At 65.9% G+C, this 17,384-nt stretch carries 12 protein-coding genes, 2 rRNA genes and 1 riboswitch; of the genes, 1 reads left to right on the plus strand and 13 read right to left on the minus strand.

The annotated features are described in order from the left end of the window. Positions 1–6: 6 nt before the first annotated feature. Positions 7–2,892 (minus strand): aminomethyl-transferring glycine dehydrogenase, encoded by a 2,886-nt coding sequence (gene gcvP / locus OHN74_RS06265; protein ID WP_327693543.1) that lies wholly within the window; start codon positions 2,890–2,892, stop codon positions 7–9. Between the two features lie 180 nt (positions 2,893–3,072). Then, a riboswitch (glycine riboswitch) is annotated at positions 3,073–3,167 on the minus strand. Positions 3,168–3,281: 114 nt separating this feature from the next. Between gcvP and OHN74_RS06270 the strand changes: the two genes are divergently transcribed. Then, on the plus strand, positions 3,282–3,653 hold the full coding sequence (locus OHN74_RS06270; protein WP_327693544.1) for a PRC-barrel domain-containing protein: 372 nt from the start codon (positions 3,282–3,284) through the stop codon (positions 3,651–3,653). On the opposite strand, the gene OHN74_RS06275 is transcribed toward OHN74_RS06270, so the two are convergent. From OHN74_RS06275 to OHN74_RS06330, 12 genes are all read right to left on the minus strand, one after another. After that, positions 3,575–5,032, minus strand: coding sequence for a DNA polymerase IV (locus OHN74_RS06275; RefSeq protein ID WP_327693545.1), 1,458 nt, complete (start codon positions 5,030–5,032; stop codon positions 3,575–3,577). The two genes, OHN74_RS06270 and OHN74_RS06275, sit on opposite strands and share 79 nt — an antisense overlap. Before the next feature lie 54 nt (positions 5,033–5,086). Further along, positions 5,087–5,770: a MerR family transcriptional regulator gene (locus OHN74_RS06280; protein ID WP_327693546.1), complete on the minus strand. Its 684-nt coding sequence runs from the start codon at positions 5,768–5,770 to the stop codon at positions 5,087–5,089. Positions 5,771–6,053: 283 nt separating this feature from the next. Next, entirely contained in the window at positions 6,054–6,527 is a 474-nt protein-coding gene (locus tag OHN74_RS06285) for a bifunctional nuclease family protein (protein ID WP_006123076.1), read from the minus strand. 85 nt (positions 6,528–6,612) lie between these two features. Next, positions 6,613–7,347 carry a transcriptional regulator FtsR gene (ftsR, locus tag OHN74_RS06290; RefSeq protein WP_327693547.1) on the minus strand — a complete coding sequence of 245 codons (735 nt, stop codon included), beginning with the start codon at positions 7,345–7,347 and terminating at the stop codon, positions 6,613–6,615. Between the two features lie 42 nt (positions 7,348–7,389). Further along, positions 7,390–8,283 (minus strand): FHA domain-containing protein, encoded by an 894-nt coding sequence (locus tag OHN74_RS42855; RefSeq protein ID WP_443060350.1) that lies wholly within the window; start codon positions 8,281–8,283, stop codon positions 7,390–7,392. 130 nt (positions 8,284–8,413) lie between these two features. Continuing rightward, positions 8,414–9,310: a DUF881 domain-containing protein gene (locus OHN74_RS06300; RefSeq protein WP_327693549.1), complete on the minus strand. Its 897-nt coding sequence runs from the start codon at positions 9,308–9,310 to the stop codon at positions 8,414–8,416. A 5-nt stretch (positions 9,311–9,315) separates the two neighbouring features. Further along, positions 9,316–9,648 (minus strand): small basic family protein, encoded by a 333-nt coding sequence (locus OHN74_RS06305; protein ID WP_006376801.1) that lies wholly within the window; start codon positions 9,646–9,648, stop codon positions 9,316–9,318. After that, a complete protein-coding gene (locus OHN74_RS06310; RefSeq protein ID WP_327693550.1) occupies positions 9,645–10,481 on the minus strand; it encodes a DUF881 domain-containing protein in 837 nt (278 codons plus the stop codon). The genes OHN74_RS06305 and OHN74_RS06310 overlap by 4 nt, the downstream gene beginning before the upstream one ends. A 168-nt stretch (positions 10,482–10,649) precedes the next feature. Then, a complete protein-coding gene (locus OHN74_RS06315) occupies positions 10,650–13,145 on the minus strand; it encodes a mannose-1-phosphate guanyltransferase (protein WP_327693551.1) in 2,496 nt (831 codons plus the stop codon). Positions 13,146–13,256: 111 nt separating this feature from the next. Further along, a complete protein-coding gene (locus OHN74_RS06320) occupies positions 13,257–13,865 on the minus strand; it encodes a CDP-alcohol phosphatidyltransferase family protein (RefSeq protein WP_327693552.1) in 609 nt (202 codons plus the stop codon). Positions 13,866–13,974: 109 nt separating this feature from the next. Further along, positions 13,975–14,091: ribosomal RNA gene (gene rrf, locus OHN74_RS06325) — 5S ribosomal RNA — on the minus strand. 95 nt (positions 14,092–14,186) lie between these two features. Beyond that, positions 14,187–17,309: ribosomal RNA gene (locus tag OHN74_RS06330) — 23S ribosomal RNA — on the minus strand. Between the last annotated feature and the right edge of the window lie 75 nt (positions 17,310–17,384).

The following is a 17,384-nucleotide window of genomic DNA, read 5'->3' on the forward strand; positions in this document are numbered from 1 at the left end:
ACCCTCCTACTCGTCGTAGGCGTCCAGCGGCGGGCAGGAACAGACCAGGTTCCGGTCCCCGAAGGCCTGGTCGATCCGGCGCACCGGCGGCCAGTACTTGTCGGCCGCCGAGACCCCGGCCGGGAAGACCGCCTCCTCGCGCGTGTAGGCGTGCGTCCACTCCCCGCCGAGCGCGGCGGCGGTGTGCGGCGCGTTCCGCAGCGGGTTGTCGTCGGTCGGCCAGTCGCCCGCGCCGACCTTCTCGATCTCACCGCGAATGGCGATCATCGCCTCGCAGAACCGGTCCAGCTCCCCCAGGTCCTCGGACTCGGTCGGCTCGATCATCAGCGTCCCGGCCACCGGGAACGACATCGTCGGCGCGTGGAAACCGTAGTCGATCAGCCGCTTCGCGATGTCGTCGACGCTCACACCCGTCGCCTTGCTGATCGGCCGCAGATCGATGATGCACTCGTGCGCGACCAGCCCACCGGGCCCGGTGTAGAGCACCGGGTAATGCGGCTCCAGCCGCTTGGCGATGTAGTTGGCGCTCAGCACAGCCACCTGCGTGGCCCGCTTGAGCCCCTCGCCGCCCATCAGACGGACGTACGCCCATGAGATCGGCAGAATGCCCGCGGAGCCCCACGGCGCCGCCGAGATCGGTCCCACACCCGTCTCTGGCCCGGCCGCGGGCTGCAGGGGGTGGTTGGGCAGATACGGCGCGAGATGCTCCCGCACGCCCACCGGCCCGACCCCGGGGCCGCCGCCGCCGTGCGGAATGCAGAACGTCTTGTGCAGATTCAGATGCGAGACGTCCCCACCGAAGTGCCCCGGCTTGGCCAGCCCCACCAGCGCGTTGAGGTTGGCCCCGTCGACGTACACCTGCCCGCCGGCCTCGTGCACCTGGGCGCAGATGTCGGCGACATGCTCCTCGAACACACCGTGCGTGGAGGGGTACGTGATCATCAGCACCGAAAGCTCGTCCCGGTACTGCTCGATCTTCGCCCGCAGATCCTCGACGTCGATCTCACCGTCCCCGGCGGTCTTCACGACGACGACCTTCATGCCGGCCATGACGGCACTGGCCGCGTTGGTCCCGTGCGCGGACGACGGGATCAGGCAGACGGTGCGCTGCTCGTCGCCGTTGGCCCGGTGGTATCCGCGTACGGCGAGCAGCCCGGCCAGCTCGCCCTGAGAACCGGCGTTCGGCTGGAGCGACACCTTGTCGTACCCGGTGACCTCGGCGAGCTGCTCCTCCAGCTCACGGATGAGCGTCAGATAACCCTGCGCCTGCTCGGCGGGCGCGAAGGGGTGCAGCTGGCCGAACTCGGGCCAGGTGACCGGCTCCATCTCCGTGGTCGCGTTGAGCTTCATGGTGCAGGAGCCCAGCGGGATCATGCCCCGGTCGAGCGCGTAGTCACGGTCGGCGAGCCGACGCAGGTAGCGCAGCATCGCGGTCTCGGAGTGGTACTGGTGGAACACGGGGTGGGTGAGAACGTCGTCGGTGCGCAGCAGCGCGTCCGGCAGTGTGTCCTCGGCGCCCGCGTCGAGCGCCTCGATGTCGCCCTCGACCCCGAACGCGGCCCATACGGCGCCCAGTTGGGCCCGAGTGGTGGTCTCGTCGCAGGAGACGGACACCCGGTCCGCGTCGACGAGGTGCAGGTTCACGCCGTGTTCGCGCGCGGCGGCGGCGACCTCACCGGCCTTCCCGGGCACCCGCGCGGTGAGCGTGTCGAAGTACGCCCCGTGGACGACCTCGACACCGCCCGCCGTCAGCCCCGCAGCGAGGATCGTGGCGTACCGGTGGGTGCGCCGGGCGATGGTCCGCAGCCCCTCGGGCCCGTGGTGGACGGCGTACATGCCGGCCATCACGGCCAGCAGGACCTGGGCCGTGCAGATGTTGCTGGTCGCCTTCTCGCGGCGGATGTGCTGCTCGCGCGTCTGCAGGGCGAGCCGGTACGCCTTGTGCCCGTCCGCGTCCACGGAGACACCCACGAGCCGTCCGGGCAGGCTGCGCGCGTACTGCTCGCGCACGGCCATGTATCCGGCGTGCGGCCCCCCGAAGCCCATCGGAACGCCGAACCGCTGGGTCGTCCCGACCGCGATGTCCGCACCGAGCTCACCGGGTGAGGTGAGCAGCGTCAGGGCAAGCAGATCGGCGGCGACGGTGACCACGGCACCGAGCCCGTGCGCCTGATCGACGACGGGCTTCAGGTCCCGCACGGCACCGGAGGCACCCGGGTACTGGAGGAGCACACCGTTGATCTCGCGCCCGGCGATCTCGTCCGGGATACCCGCGCTCAGGTCGGCGACGACGACCTCGACGCCGGTCGGCTCGGCCCGCGTCCGGATGACCGCGATGGTCTGCGGCAGGGTGTCCGCGTCGACGAGGAAGAGGCCCTTCTTGTTCTTGCCCATGCGCCGCGACAGCGCCATCGCCTCGGCGGCCGCGGTGCCCTCGTCGAGCAGCGAGGCCCCGGAGGTGGGCAGCCCGGTGAGGTCGGCGACCATCGTCTGGAAGTTCAGCAGCGCTTCGAGGCGCCCCTGCGAGATCTCCGGCTGGTACGGCGTGTACGCGGTGTACCAGGCCGGGTTCTCCATCACGTTCCGCAGGATGACCGGCGGGGTGAAGGTCCCGTAGTACCCGAGCCCGATCATGGACCCCAGCACCTGGTTCCGGTCGGCCAGCGACCGCAGCTCGGCCAGCACCTCGGCCTCGGTGCGGGCGGCCGGCAGGTCGAGGGCGTCGGCGTTCCTGATCACATCCGGGACCGCGGCGGCCGTCAGCTCGTCGAGCGAGCCGTATCCGACCTGCGCGAGCATCTTGGCCCGGTCCTCGTGGTCGGGCCCGATATGCCGCCGCTCGAAGGGCGTTCCCTGTTCGAGTACGGCGAGCGGAGTGCGGTGGGCGGTCATTACGGAGGCCTCCTGGTCGTCACGACCTTCGAGGGGCACCACGGCACGGGTGCCCGAACGGCCTCCCCCTCTGTCATCTCAACCTGAGAGCTTCACCGGGCCGCCAACACACTGACGTACCGGCTTTCACCGTCGGTGAGAGCGGAAGCCGTCGGCAACCGCTCTTCTTTCCAGAGTGACCTCGTCCGTGCGGTACGGGGGCCTGAGAGATTCCGGGGAGGATTTGCTCCTTCGGCGCCCTCCGAGGTTCCGGAGGACTCTCCCGCACGGGGTCAGCAGCCATTGGCCAGCCTATCAGCGGGCTCCACGCACACACCTTCGAGTGGCCGCCTTCCCGGAAGTGCTCTTTTGTAGTGCTTACGGATGAACTGCGACCATACGGAGGCGCCGTGCAGACCGACATCGATCCGCGCAGCCTGATCGGCCGCAAGGCCTTCGACCGCAACGGCACCAAGATCGGCACGATCGACGAGGTCTACCTCGACGACGCGACGGGAATGCCGGAGTGGGCGGCCATAAGGACAGGGCTGTTCAGCAGAGACGCCTTCGTACCCCTGGAGCCCAGCGAGCTGATCGACGGCACACTGCGCATCCCCTTCGAGCGGGCCCTGATCAAGGACGCCCCCGACTTCGGCGTGGGCCGCCACCTCTCCCCGGAGCAGGAACTCCAGCTCTACCACCACTACGGCCTCGATGTGGCTCCCCCGCCCCCGTTCCCGGACCACGACTTCGGCAGGCTGGCGGGCACGGACGACGCCTGATCCGACGACTCCTCGTCCGGACCGTCGGGTCTTCGCGGCGCACCGGCGACCAACGGCAGCGGGTCCGCCGGCTCCAGCGCGGGATCCTCGGTCCGGAACGTCCGCACCCGCCCCGGCTGCTCCGACTGCGGCGTCTCGAACCGGACGGTCACCCGCCCCAGCCCACTCCCCTGCACCCAGCCGTGCCCGAAGTCGGCATGCCGTACGTCGTGCCCGGTGGTCCAGTGGCGCTCGACGGGCTGCTCCTCCTCCTGCTCACCGCCCTCGTGCTCGGCCTCCTCCGCCGGATCGAGCGCCGCCAACTCCCCGGCGGCCTGCGCGAACAGATCCTCCTGGGTGAAGTCGGCGAGACCGCTGACCCCCACCCCGAGCAGCCGCACACCACCCGTCGTGTCCACCGCCTCCAGGAGACGGGCCGCCGCCTCCCGCACCACCCCGGGGTCGTCCGTGGGCCCCCGGAGCGTCTCGGACCGCGTCAGCGTGGAGAAGTCGTACCTCCGCACCTTGAGGACGATGGTCCGCCCGGACAGCCCGGCACCGCGCAGCCGCCGCACACACCGGTCCGCCAGCCGCTGCACCTCCGTCCCCACCCGGCCCCGGTCATGGATGTCCACGTCGTACGTGTCCTCGACCGACACGGACTTGGTCTCCCGCTCGGCCACCACGGGCCGCTCGTCGTGCGCCAGCGCCATCGCGTACAGCGCGTGCCCGTGCGCCTTCCCCAGCAGCCGTACGAGCTCGTCCTCGCCCGCCTCGGCCAGCTCGTCGACCGTACTGATCCCGGCCCGGCGCAGATGGTCCCCGGTCGCCGGGCCGACCCCCGGCAGGGTCCGCACCGACATCGGCCCGAGCAGCGCCCGCTCGGTGCCCGGCTCGATGACCACCAGCCCGTCCGGCTTGGCCTGCTCCGAAGCGATCTTCGCGAGCATCTTGGACGCGGCGAGCCCCACCGATCCCGTGAGCCCCGTGACAGCCCGTATGTCCGCCCGCAGCCTGATCCCGGCCAGCCGCGCCGACACCTCGTCCCAGGCCGTCCCTCCGGCCTCCAGGTCCACGAACGCCTCGTCCAGGCTCAACGGCTCCACCAGGGGCGACAGCGCGTGCAGGAGCCCCATGACCTGCTCGCTGATCAACTTGTAGAACCCGCCCCGCGGCACGAGATAGGCGGCGTTCGGCGCGAGCCTGCGCGCCTGCGCCATCGGCATCGCGGAGTGCACCCCGAAAACCCGGGCCTCGTACGACGCGGTCGCCACCACCCCGCGCGGCCCGAGCCCGCCCACCACAACGGCCTTCCCACGCAGGCTCGGCTTGGACGCCTGCTCCGCCGAGGCGAAGAAGGCGTCCATGTCGAGATGCAGGATCGTGGGCGCGTTTCTCACATCACCGATGCTGCCCTACGCCACTGACAATGCCCCGGACCCCAGGGACGGCGCTCAGACCGCCCGGTTGCGCCGCCGGGCCAGTTCGTCCGTCGGGTTGTGCCCGACGAGCGTCTCGCCGGTGTCGACGCGCTCCCCGTGCAACTGCGAGAGAGCGCTTTCCACATCCCGCCACACCACGCCGACGGCGATACCGAAAATGCCCTGCCCGCCCTGGAGCAGCGCGTGCACCTCGTCGGGGGAGGTGCACTCGTAGACGGTCGCACCGTCGCTCATCAGCGTCATGCGCTCCAGATCTCGGAACTCGCACGCCCTGAGATGCTGAACCGCCGTACGGATGTTCTGCAGCGAGACGCCGGTGTCGAGAAAGCGCTTCACGATCTTCAGGACCACAACGTCCCGGAAGCTGTAGAGCCGCTGCGTCCCCGATCCGTGCGCGGGCCGCACACTCGGCTCGACCAGACCGGTGCGCGCCCAGTAGTCCAACTGCCGGTATGTGATGCCGGCCGCCGCGCACGCCGTCGGACCGCGGTAGCCGATCTCCTCGGACGCCATGGAAGTCGTCCCTCCGCTGCCTGTTACAGCCGTCGGCCGCCGCGGAACGTGATCGGCCGCGCTGCTGTGATGGGGGTCCCCCCAGCTCGAGCGGAGCCGAGAGTCTGGGGGAGGGTACGGGCCGCTCTCCCCCAGACCGCGTCCGGGGGCACCCCCAGCCGTACCGTCGCCGCTGCTTCTCACGCCGACCTCCGTCCTTGAACTGCCTTCTCGACGGTAGGCAGTCACCAGGGGTGCGTCAACGATCGCCACACTCGGCACGCCGAGTGATAATCACCCTAGGAGTGGTTTCCCGTACCCCACCGCGGGGAAAGGCTAGCCGAATGTGCTCCGTGTGGGCCGCAGGACGCTCTCACACGCCGCTGGCAATTGCCATCATCCGTGACGTCGCGGGCCAAAAGACGCGCCCCACGGACCAGTGGGTCCGTGGGGCGGCCCGAGCTTCGTCAGCCGTCGCTGTCGCAGCTCACTGGCTGTTGGTCCCGAAGTCCTCGGGGGAGATCTGGTCGAGGAACTCGCGGAACTTCTCGACCTCGTCCTCCTGCTCGTCCGGGATCGCGATCCCGGCGTCGTCAAGCACTCCGTCGCTGCCGTAGATCGGCGTACCGGTACGCAGTGCGAGCGCTATGGCGTCGGACGGGCGGGCGCTCACCTCGACTCCACTGGCGAACACCAGTTCCGCGTAGAAGACACCCTCGCGCAGGTCTGTGATGCGCACTTCGGTGAGCTCCTGGCCGACGGCCTCCAGCACGTCCTTGAACAGATCGTGGGTCAGCGGTCGTGCGGGGGCCATGCCCTGCTGGGCGAAGGCGATCGCGGTCGCCTCACCCGGTCCGATCCAGATGGGAAGGTAGCGGTCGCCTCCCACTTCACGCAGGAGCACGATCGGTTGGTTGGAGGGCATTTCGACCCGGACACCTACGACATCGAGCTCGTTCACACAGCAACCCTAGGCCGTGCCCGGGATGTTTGGGTAGTCGGGCACGGAACGGGTGACCGATCCGCCCTCCCGTGGCCCTCCCCGCTCAGGGCTGCCGCACTCCCAGCGCGACACGCACCAGGGCCGCGTGCAGCTTCACCGTGAGCCCGGACAGTTCCTTGCTGCGGGCCTCCGCGAGTGCCCTGGTCTGCGGATTGCGGTGGCGTTTGAGCGGGGCAACCACCTGGTCGACCAGATCTGCCTCGCGTTCCGCGGCGGCCTTCATCACCCGCAGATGCCGTGGCTCGATCCCGAACCGCCCCAGTTCGGCGACGAGCGCGGCGACAGTGACCGTCTCCGCGTCGTACGCCCCGTCGGGGAGCGGCACGACCAGCCCGTACGACTGCCACTCCTCGAGTTCCTCTTCGCCGATCCCGGCGGCCGCGAGCAGCTCGGAACGGCCGATCCGGACGGCGGTGGGCCCCTCGGGCTCCAGAACCGGCTCGCCGTCCCGCTGCCGGCCGACGGTGGGCAGCGGTACGGCCTCCCCCCGCTCCATGGCGTCCAGGTACTCCCTGATCACCTTCAGCGGCAGATAGTGGTCCCGCTGCATTCTCAGGACATGGCCGAGGCGCTCGACGTCCCCCGGACTGAACTTGCGGTACCCCGACGGCGTCCGCTGTGGCTCGATGAGCCCCTCCGACTCCAGGAAACGGATCTTGGAGATGGTGACTTCGGGGAACTCGTCGCGCAGCGCGTTCAGCACTGTGCCGATGCTCATCAGCCCACTGTCCGCGGCGGCGATGCCGTGCCCGGCACCGCCGCTCGGTGTTTGAAGCATGGACCTTCCCTGGGGTCCCTCCGGACTCGGTCCGGAGGAGGGTCAGTAGCCCCGCTGGCTCGCGTAGAACACCAGCCGGTACTTGCCGATCTGCACCTCGTCACCGTTGGACAGGGTGACCTCGTCGATCCGCTCACGGTTGACGTACGTGCCGTTGAGGCTGCCCACGTCGGCGACCGTGAACATGCCGCCCTGGCCCCGTCGGAACTCCACATGCCGGCGCGACACGGTCACGTCGTCCAGGAAGATGTCGCTCTGCGGATGACGCCCGGCCGTGGTCAGGTCACCGTCCAGGAGGAAGCGGCTGCCCGAGTTCGGGCCACGCCGCACCACCAGAAGCGCCGACCCGAGCGGCAGGGCATCCACTGCGGCCTGCGCCTCGGGAGAGAGCATCGGCATCTGCGTCTGACCGGTGACCTCGGCGTCGTACGCCTCGATACCGGAGATGGAGATCGTGGACGTCGTCTCCGAAGGCCGCTCGGGGGTGACCCCGGGCCGCAGCGGCGCGCCGCAGTTCGAACAGAAGCGGCTGTTCTCCGCGTTGCGGTTACCGCACCTCGTACACACCAGGCCCGACATCGACGGATCCTCCTGCCGCGGCTGCCCCGCCGGGGCATTGGACGCATACTGACCGGCGGAAAACTCTCCACCCGTACTTGAGGTTGACGGTTCCCCGAAACCTATGCGCCCGGACTGGGCAGGGTCAACAGACGGCGCGCCCTGACCTCCTGGAACGTCACCGCCCGGACCACCGACCTGGTCCCGGAACAGCGGACGCTGGCCGTCCGCGTCAGGCTGTGCGCGATGGCGGGCGGTCGCGTTGTCGCTGTTGCCCTCTCGCGCGCTCTTGCCGAACAACTTCGCAAACAACTTCACGGGCGATTCCCCTTGACCGAAACAGACCCGCCCGTGGGGCAGGACGAACCCTGACTGCACCTACCGGTAGACCCGGACATCCTCACAACGTCCGCCGCCACCTGACAGTTTCCACCACGCACCACCCATTCGGTGCGCCGACCCCCCGCAACCTCATGCCCTCCCCGGACAACCCCCATGCACCCCCGGTTCACTCGGAGGACGACCGAGCGTAGTCAGGCTGCTTCGCCGCTCGCAAGGCGTCCACAACGATCTTGTCCGCCCGCTCCACGGCAACGGTGGCCTGCTCCTTCTCCAGGGTCTGCACCACACCCCCGGGGATGTTGAGCGCCGGTTCGAGATCCTGCGGCTTACCGATGACCTTGAAACGATAGGGCGTGTCGATCTTGTTCCCGTCGACGCTCACTCCCCCACCGTCCTCGTCCGCCAGATAGGTCCCTGCGACCACCCGTACACCGTTGACCTGGATCGCCTCGGCACCGGCCGCACGCAACTCCTGGATCGCGTCGAGCAGCATGTCGGCTTCGACCGTTCCCTTCGTGTCCTCGACGGTCAGCGTGATCCCGGGCCCCTGCGCGGCCACCGTGCCCGCCAGGATGCCCAGTTGCCGCTCCTTCTCGACCGTCTGCTTACGGGCCTCCTCAGCCTGGTCCGAGCTGTTCTCCAACTCGGTCCGCTGATCTTCGAGACCCTGCTTCTCGTCCTCAAGACGCTGTGTACGGTCATCCAGTTCATCCAGAATGCGTACGAGGTCTTCCTGACGCGCACCGCGAAGGGCACCGTCGTTGTCACTGGTGGACGCCACCTGCACCGCCAGCCCGAATCCGAGCCCGAACAGCAGCAGCGCGACGATGAGTTGGGCCCGGGTCACCCGCGGCGGCCACAGCCCCTTGCCCAGCCGCTGACGGCCGGTCAGCGGCGGCTCGGTCCCCGCAGCACCTGCCGCCGCGGCCCCCGCGTCCTGAGCCTGCGCATCCGAGGCCTGCGCGGGCGTGACGGAGACCTCTGCGGGCAGTTCCTCGCGCAACCGCTTCTCGCCCCCTGCGGGGAGCTTGTCGCTCGCGTCGTTCTTGTCGTTGTCACTCATCGACGTCAGGCCCTGAACACATGCCGGCGGATCGCCGCGGCATTCGAGAAGATACGGATACCGAGGACCACGACGACACCGGTGGACAACTGGGCGCCCACGCCCAGCTTGTCGCCCAGGAAGACGATCAGCGCGGCCACGACGACGTTCGACAGGAACGACACCACGAAGACCTTGTCGACGAAGATGCCATCGAGCATGGCCCGCAGACCGCCGAACACGGCGTCCAGGGCCGCGACGACGGCGATGGGCAAGTAAGGCTCGACGACAGCCGGCACCTCGGGCCGGACCAACAATCCAGCCACGACGCCCACGACGAGGCCCAGTACCGCGATCACGATGTGCCCTTCTCTGTTCTCGGCTGTGCTGTACGTACGATCACGCTCGGAGCGGCGGGCAGCCGGAGGTCGCTCTCCACGGAGATGCTGGTCCGGATGTCGAAGTTCTCCTGCAGCGCGTGCAGATACAGTCCGTCGGCGCTGTCCTGGAACCTGGTGCTCAGCCGCTTGCCGTCCCCCACCGCGAGCACCGTGTACGGCGGCACCAGCGGTTTGTTGTCGACCAGTATCGCGTCTCCCGCGGCCCGGATCGCCGACAGCGCCGTCAGCCGCTGCCCGTTGATCGCGACGGCCTCCGCGCCCGACTGCCACAGTCCGTTCACGACCCGCTGCATGTCCCGGTCACGCACCCGCCCGGTGTCGGAGAACCCCGAGGTCTCCCGCGCGTCCCCGCCGGCAACGCTGTCGGCTTCCTTCGCGTCGTCCACCACCAGCTTGACACCCGGCCCGTGCACCTCGGTCGCCCCCGACAGGATGCCCACCAGGTCGGCCTGTTCACCGCCGCCCTCCGACTTCAGCGCCGCACGCTGACGCGCGCTCACGTCGTCACGCAACTGGTCGACCGTTTCCTCCAGCTTGTCGGCCGACTCGGTCTCGCGGTCGATCCGGTCGATCAGCTCTTCGCGTTCCTTGGCGACCACGGGTGCCGCTATCCGCGCCTGGGCAGCTCCCACGGTCACCACCAGCGCGGCGAGCACCAGACCGGCGGCAAGGCCCAACTTGGCTCTGAGCGGCTTCGGCAACCCGCCGTCGCCGGCGGCCTTCCGGCGCGCGGCAGCCTCGGCGTACCCCTCGTCGAGGCTGTGGTCCATGACGTTGGTGAGCAGCGACATGGACGCGTCCGGTCGGGATCGGCTCGTGGGAATGCTCCGAACGGGGGGCTGCTGCGGCATGCCGCACATCGTCCCACGTCGCGACCAGTGCCTCCGAACGCCCCCACCGGCGTGCCGGACAGGCCCCATTGGGGAACCCTTGTCCGGCACGCGCGCGTGTACGTCGATTCAGCGACCGGCGCCGTCCACGACAGCGGACCATTCGTCGAGCAGCGCCTGCGCGGAAGCGTCGTCCGGCCCTTCGGCCCACAGATGCGTGACAGCCTCCGCCGGGTCGGGCAGAACCATCACCCACCGCCCATCGGTCTCGACCACCCGCACTCCGTCAGTCGTGTCGACGAACCGCTCTCCGGCCTCCTCCACGACCCGCCGCATGACAAGTCCCTTGACTGCCCAGGGAGTCGCCAGATCGCGCTTCAGGACATGCGCCCGCGGAATCCTGGCATCGATCTGGCTGAGCGTGAGCTGCGTCCGCGCGACCAGCCCGATAAGCCGTACGAAGGCCGCCGAACCGTCGAACACGCTGCTGAACTCGGGGATGATGAATCCGCCGCGCCCGTCCCCGCCGAAGATGGTCGACTCGTCCCGCCCGACCCGGGTCAGATCGTCGGGAGATGTAGTGGTCCACTCCACCTGTGTCCCGTGATAGGCGGCGACCTGCTCGGCGATTCGGGTAGTGGTCACCGGCAACGCCACTCGCCCACTGCGCCGTTCCGCGGCCACCAGGTCGAGCATGACGAGCAGCGCCCGGTCATCCTCGATGATCCGCCCCTTCTCGTCGACGAGCGAAAGCCGCTCACCCACCGGATCGAAACGCACGCCGAAGGCGGCACCTGCCGACGCCACGATCTCTCCGAGCCGCACCATCCCGGAACGCCGGGTATCCGCGGACTCCGTCGGCCTGGACTCGTCGAGACCGGGATTGATGGTCAGTGAATCGACCCCCAGTTTCCCGAGCAGACTGGGCAGCACAAGTCCCGCACTGCCATTGGACGCATCCACGACGACCTTCAGCCCGGACTCCGCGATCCCGGTCGTGTCGACGTTCCGCAGCAACGACCCGGTGTACGAGTCGAACACACTGGCCGGGAAATGCAGATCCCCGATCTCCCCAGGGAACGCCCGCCGGTACTCCTGCCGCGCGAACACCCGGTCCAGCTTCCGCTGACTTGCCTGAGAGAGGTCCGCCCCCTGCCCGTCGAAGAACATGATGTCGACGGAATCAGGCACACCGGGCGTCGTCCGGATCATGATCCCTCCGGCACTTCCCCGCGCGGTCTGCTGCCGCGCCACCGGCAGCGGAACGTTTTCCAGGTCTCGTACGTCGATGGCGCTGGTCTGCAACGCTGAGATGACCGCCCGCTTCAGCGCGCGGGCTCCGCGGGAGTGGTCGCGCGCAGTGGTGACGGTGGACCCCTTTTTCAAGGTGGTCGCGTAGGCACCGGCCAACCGCACCACAAGCTCGGGTGTGATCTCGACGTTCAGGATTCCGGAAACTCCACGGGCACCAAAAAGATGCGCCTGCCCCCTCGACTCCCAGATCACCGAGGTGTTGACGAAGGCGCCGGCCTCGATCGTCTTGAACGGGTAGACGCGTACGTTCCCCTGAATGATCGATTCCTCACCGACGAGACACTCGTCGCCGATGACCGCTCCGTCCTCGATCCGCGCGGCGCGCATGATGTCGGTGTTCTTCCCGACCACGCAGCCCCGCAGATTGCTGTGCTGCCCGATGTACACGTTGTCGTGCAACACGGCCCTGTGCAGGAAGGCCCCGCTCTTCACGACGACGTTCGAGCCCACCACGGTGTGCTCACGGATTTCCACACCGGCCTCGACCTTGGCGTAGTCCCCGATGTAGAGGGGCCCGCGGAGCACGGCATCGGGATGCACTTCGGCGCCCTCGGCAACCCACACACCGGGCGAGATCTCGAAGCCGTCGAGCTCGACATCGACCTTGCCCTCAAGGACGTCGGCCTGCGCCTTCAAATAGCTCTCGTGCGTACCGACGTCTTCCCAGTACCCCTCGGCGATGTAGCCGTAGACCAGCCGGCCTTCCTTCATAAGCTGCGGGAAGACATCACCGGACCAGTCGACGGAAGTGTCGGCCTCGACGTAGTCGAAGACCTCGGGCTCCATGACGTAGATACCGGTGTTCACGGTGTCCGAGAAGACCTGCCCCCAGGTCGGCTTCTCGAGGAAGCGCTCGACCTTGCCTTCCTCGTCCACGATGGTGATACCGAATTCCAGTGGATTCGGCACCCTCGTCAGGCAGACAGTGACGAGCGCACCCTTTTCCTTGTGGAAATTGATGAGCTCGGTGAGGTCGAAGTCGGTCAGGGCATCACCGGAGATGACGAGGAAGGTGTCGTCCTTCAACGCCTCTTCAGCGTTCTTGACGCTTCCGGCGGTACCGAGTGGCTTCTCCTCATTGGCATAGGTGAGCTCCATCCCGAGCTCTTCGCCGTCACCGAAGTAGTTCTTGACGAGCGAGGCCAGGAACTGAACAGTGACGACTGTCTCGTTGAGCCCATGCCTTTTGAGCAGCCGCAGCACATGCTCCATGATCGGCCGATTGGCCACTGGCAGGAGCGGCTTGGGCATGCTTGAGGTCATTGGGCGAAGGCGTGTGCCTTCGCCTCCGGCCATCACGACGGCCTTCATGTCGGAAGCGTCCTCCTTGAAGAGACGGTCTAGCCGACTTCACCCGTCCAGATTGTCCCGCACTTTTTCGAAGCGGGCCATCGAGCCACTACAGTCGCCCAATCGGCGAGCTCAATCGGCCATGGCGTCCGCACGGACCAGCCGGCGGACTTGTACCACGTAGAGGACTCCTGCCCACCAGTACAGGGTTGTACCCCATCCGGCGAACGCCCATCCGAAAATAGCAGCGAGTGACGAGATCCATCCACTTCCGTCACTGAGCAGTAGAAGTGGGAAGGCGTACATCAGGTTGAACGTAGCGGCCTTCCCCAGGAAGTTCACCTGCGGCGGCGGATACCCGTGACGCCTGAGGATGCCCACCATCACCAGCAGAACCAGCTCTCGCGCCAACAGTGCAGCGGTCAACCAGATTGGCAGAATCTCGCGCCACGTGAGACCGACCAAAGTCGAGAGAATGTAGAGCCGATCGGCTGCAGGATCAAGGAGCCGGCCGAGACTGCTGATCTGGTTCCAGCGCCTCGCGAGCTTGCCGTCCAGATAGTCACTGATCCCGCTCAGCATGAGTACCAGGAGCGCCCAGCCGTCGCTCTCCGGACCGCCGAACTCAGGCCGAAGGATCAACCAGAGAAAGACGGGTACGCCGACGAGGCGCGCCATGCTGAGGATGTTCGGGATGGTGAGGACCCGGTCTGTCTGGACGCGGGTCTCCTGGACCTCCACCCGGGAGCCTCCTGAGGGAAATGAGCCAACGATGCCCCCTGACCCTACCTCAACGCAAAAAAGCTCCGGCTCTCGGGCGGTATGCCCAAGAGCCGGAGCTATAAAAGGAGTTCGGCGGTGTCCTACTCTCCCACAGGGTCCCCCCTGCAGTACCATCGGCGCTGTGAGGCTTAGCTTCCGGGTTCGGAATGTAACCGGGCGTTTCCCTCACGCTATGACCACCGAAACACGGTGAAACACATATCAACCGCACCACACCCGGTGGCCCCGGGCATGGGGTTGTTCGTGGTTTCAGAACCAACACAGTGGACGCGAGCAACTGAGGACAAGCCCTCGGCCTATTAGTACCAGTCACCTCCACCCGTTACCGGGCTTCCAGATCTGGCCTATCAACCCAGTCGTCTACTGGGAGCCTTACCCCATCTAGTGGGTGGGAACACTCATCTCGAAGCAGGCTTCCCGCTTAGATGCTTTCAGCGGTTATCCCTCCCGAACGTAGCCAACCAGCCATGCCCTTGGCAGGACAACTGGCACACCAGAGGTTCGTCCGTCCCGGTCCTCTCGTACTAGGGACAGCCCTTCTCAATGTTCCTGCGCGCGCAGCGGATAGGGACCGAACTGTCTCACGACGTTCTAAACCCAGCTCGCGTACCGCTTTAATGGGCGAACAGCCCAACCCTTGGGACCGACTCCAGCCCCAGGATGCGACGAGCCGACATCGAGGTGCCAAACCATCCCGTCGATATGGACTCTTGGGGAAGATCAGCCTGTTATCCCCGGGGTACCTTTTATCCGTTGAGCGACGGCGCTTCCACAAGCCACCGCCGGATCACTAGTCCCGACTTTCGTCCCTGCTCGACCCGTCGGTCTCACAGTCAAGCTCCCTTGTGCACTTACACTCAACACCTGATTGCCAACCAGGCTGAGGGAACCTTTGGGCGCCTCCGTTACTCTTTAGGAGGCAACCGCCCCAGTTAAACTACCCATCAGACACTGTCCCTGATCCGGATCACGGACCCAGGTTAGACATCCAGCACGACCAGACTGGTATTTCAACGACGACTCCACAAACACTGGCGTGCCCGCTTCACAGTCTCCCAGCTATCCTACACAAGCCGAACCGAACACCAATATCAAACTATAGTAAAGGTCCCGGGGTCTTTCCGTCCTGCTGCGCGAAACGAGCATCTTTACTCGTAGTGCAATTTCACCGGGCCTATGGTTGAGACAGTCGAGAAGTCGTTACGCCATTCGTGCAGGTCGGAACTTACCCGACAAGGAATTTCGCTACCTTAGGATGGTTATAGTTACCACCGCCGTTTACTGGCGCTTAAGTTCTCAGCTTCGCCACACCGAAATGTGACTAACCGGTCCCCTTAACGTTCCAGCACCGGGCAGGCGTCAGTCCGTATACATCGCCTTACGGCTTCGCACGGACCTGTGTTTTTAGTAAACAGTCGCTTCTCGCTGGTCTCTGCGGCCACCCCCAGCTCGGAGAGCAAGTCTCCTCACCAGTGATGGCCCCCCTTCTCCCGAAGTTACGGGGGCATTTTGCCGAGTTCCTTAACCATAGTTCACCCGAACGCCTCGGTATTCTCTACCTGACCACCTGAGTCGGTTTAGGGTACGGGCCGCCATGAAACTCGCTAGAGGCTTTTCTCGACAGCATAGGATCATCCACTTCACCACAATCGGCTCGGCATCAGGTCTCAGCCCTAATGTGTGACGGATTTACCTATCACACGGCCTACACCCTTACCCCGGGACAACCACCGCCCGGGATGGACTACCTTCCTGCGTCACCCCATCACTCACCTACTGCAGGTCTGGTCCGTCGGCTCCACCACTCCCCCTTGCCCGAAGGCTCCGGGGCGGCTTCACGGACTTAGCATCGCCTGGTTCAATGTTTGACGCTTCACAGCGGGTACCGGAATATCAACCGGTTATCCATCGACTACGCCTGTCGGCCTCGCCTTAGGTCCCGACTTACCCTGGGCAGATCAGCTTGACCCAGGAACCCTTAGTCAATCGGCGCACACGTTTCCCACGTGTGTATCGCTACTCATGCCTGCATTCTCACTCGTGAACCGTCCACCACTAGCTTCCGCTGCAGCTTCACCCGGCACACGACGCTCCCCTACCCATCCCAACAGGCGTTGGCCCTATTGCTGGAATGACACGACTTCGGCGGTACGCTTGAGCCCCGCTACATTGTCGGCGCGGAATCACTAGACCAGTGAGCTATTACGCACTCTTTCAAGGGTGGCTGCTTCTAAGCCAACCTCCTGGTTGTCTGTGCGACTCCACATCCTTTCCCACTTAGCGTACGCTTAGGGGCCTTAGTCGATGCTCTGGGCTGTTTCCCTCTCGACCATGGAGCTTATCCCCCACAGTCTCACTGCCGTGCTCTCACTTACCGGCATTCGGAGTTTGGCTAAGGTCAGTAACCCGGTAGGGCCCATCGCCTATCCAGTGCTCTACCTCCGGCAAGAAACACACGACGCTGCACCTAAATGCATTTCGGGGAGAACCAGCTATCACGGAGTTTGATTGGCCTTTCACCCCTAACCACAGGTCATCCCCCAGGTTTTCAACCCTGGTGGGTTCGGTCCTCCACGAAGTCTTACCTCCGCTTCAACCTGCCCATGGCTAGATCACTCCGCTTCGGGTCTTGAGCGCGCTACTGAATCGCCCTATTCGGACTCGCTTTCGCTACGGCTTCCCCACACGGGTTAACCTCGCAACACACCGCAAACTCGCAGGCTCATTCTTCAAAAGGCACGCAGTCACGACGTTGCATGCAAGCATGCAACGCGACGCTCCCACGGCTTGTAGGCACACGGTTTCAGGTACTATTTCACTCCGCTCCCGCGGTACTTTTCACCATTCCCTCACGGTACTATCCGCTATCGGTCACCAGGGAATATTTAGGCTTAACGGGTGGTCCCGCCAGATTCACACGGGATTTCTCGGGCCCCGTGCTACTTGGGTGTCTCTCAAACGAGCCGTTGATGTTTCGACTACGGGGGTCTTACCCTCTACGCCGGACCTTTCGCATGTCCTTCGCCTACACCAACGGTTTCTGACTCGTCTCACGGCCGGCAGACCATGAAAGAGAGATCCCACAACCCCGTATACGCAACCCCTGCCGGGTCTCACACGCATACGGTTTGGCCTCATCCGGTTTCGCTCGCCACTACTCCCGGAATCACGGTTGTTTTCTCTTCCTGCGGGTACTGAGATGTTTCACTTCCCCGCGTTCCCTCCACACACCCTATGTGTTCAGATGTGGGTGACAGCCCATGACGACTGCCGGGTTTCCCCATTCGGAAACCCCCGGATCAAAGCCTGGTTGACGACTCCCCGGGGACTATCGTGGCCTCCCACGTCCTTCATCGGTTCCTGGTGCCAAGGCATCCACCGTGCGCCCTTAAAAACTTGGCCACAGATGCTCGCGTCCACTGTGCAGTTCTCAAACAACGACCAACCACCCACCACCCCACCCATCACAGGCGGAGT

Source organism: Streptomyces sp. NBC_00459 (genome assembly GCF_036013955.1).
Taxonomy (GTDB): Bacteria; Actinomycetota; Actinomycetes; order Streptomycetales; family Streptomycetaceae; genus Streptomyces.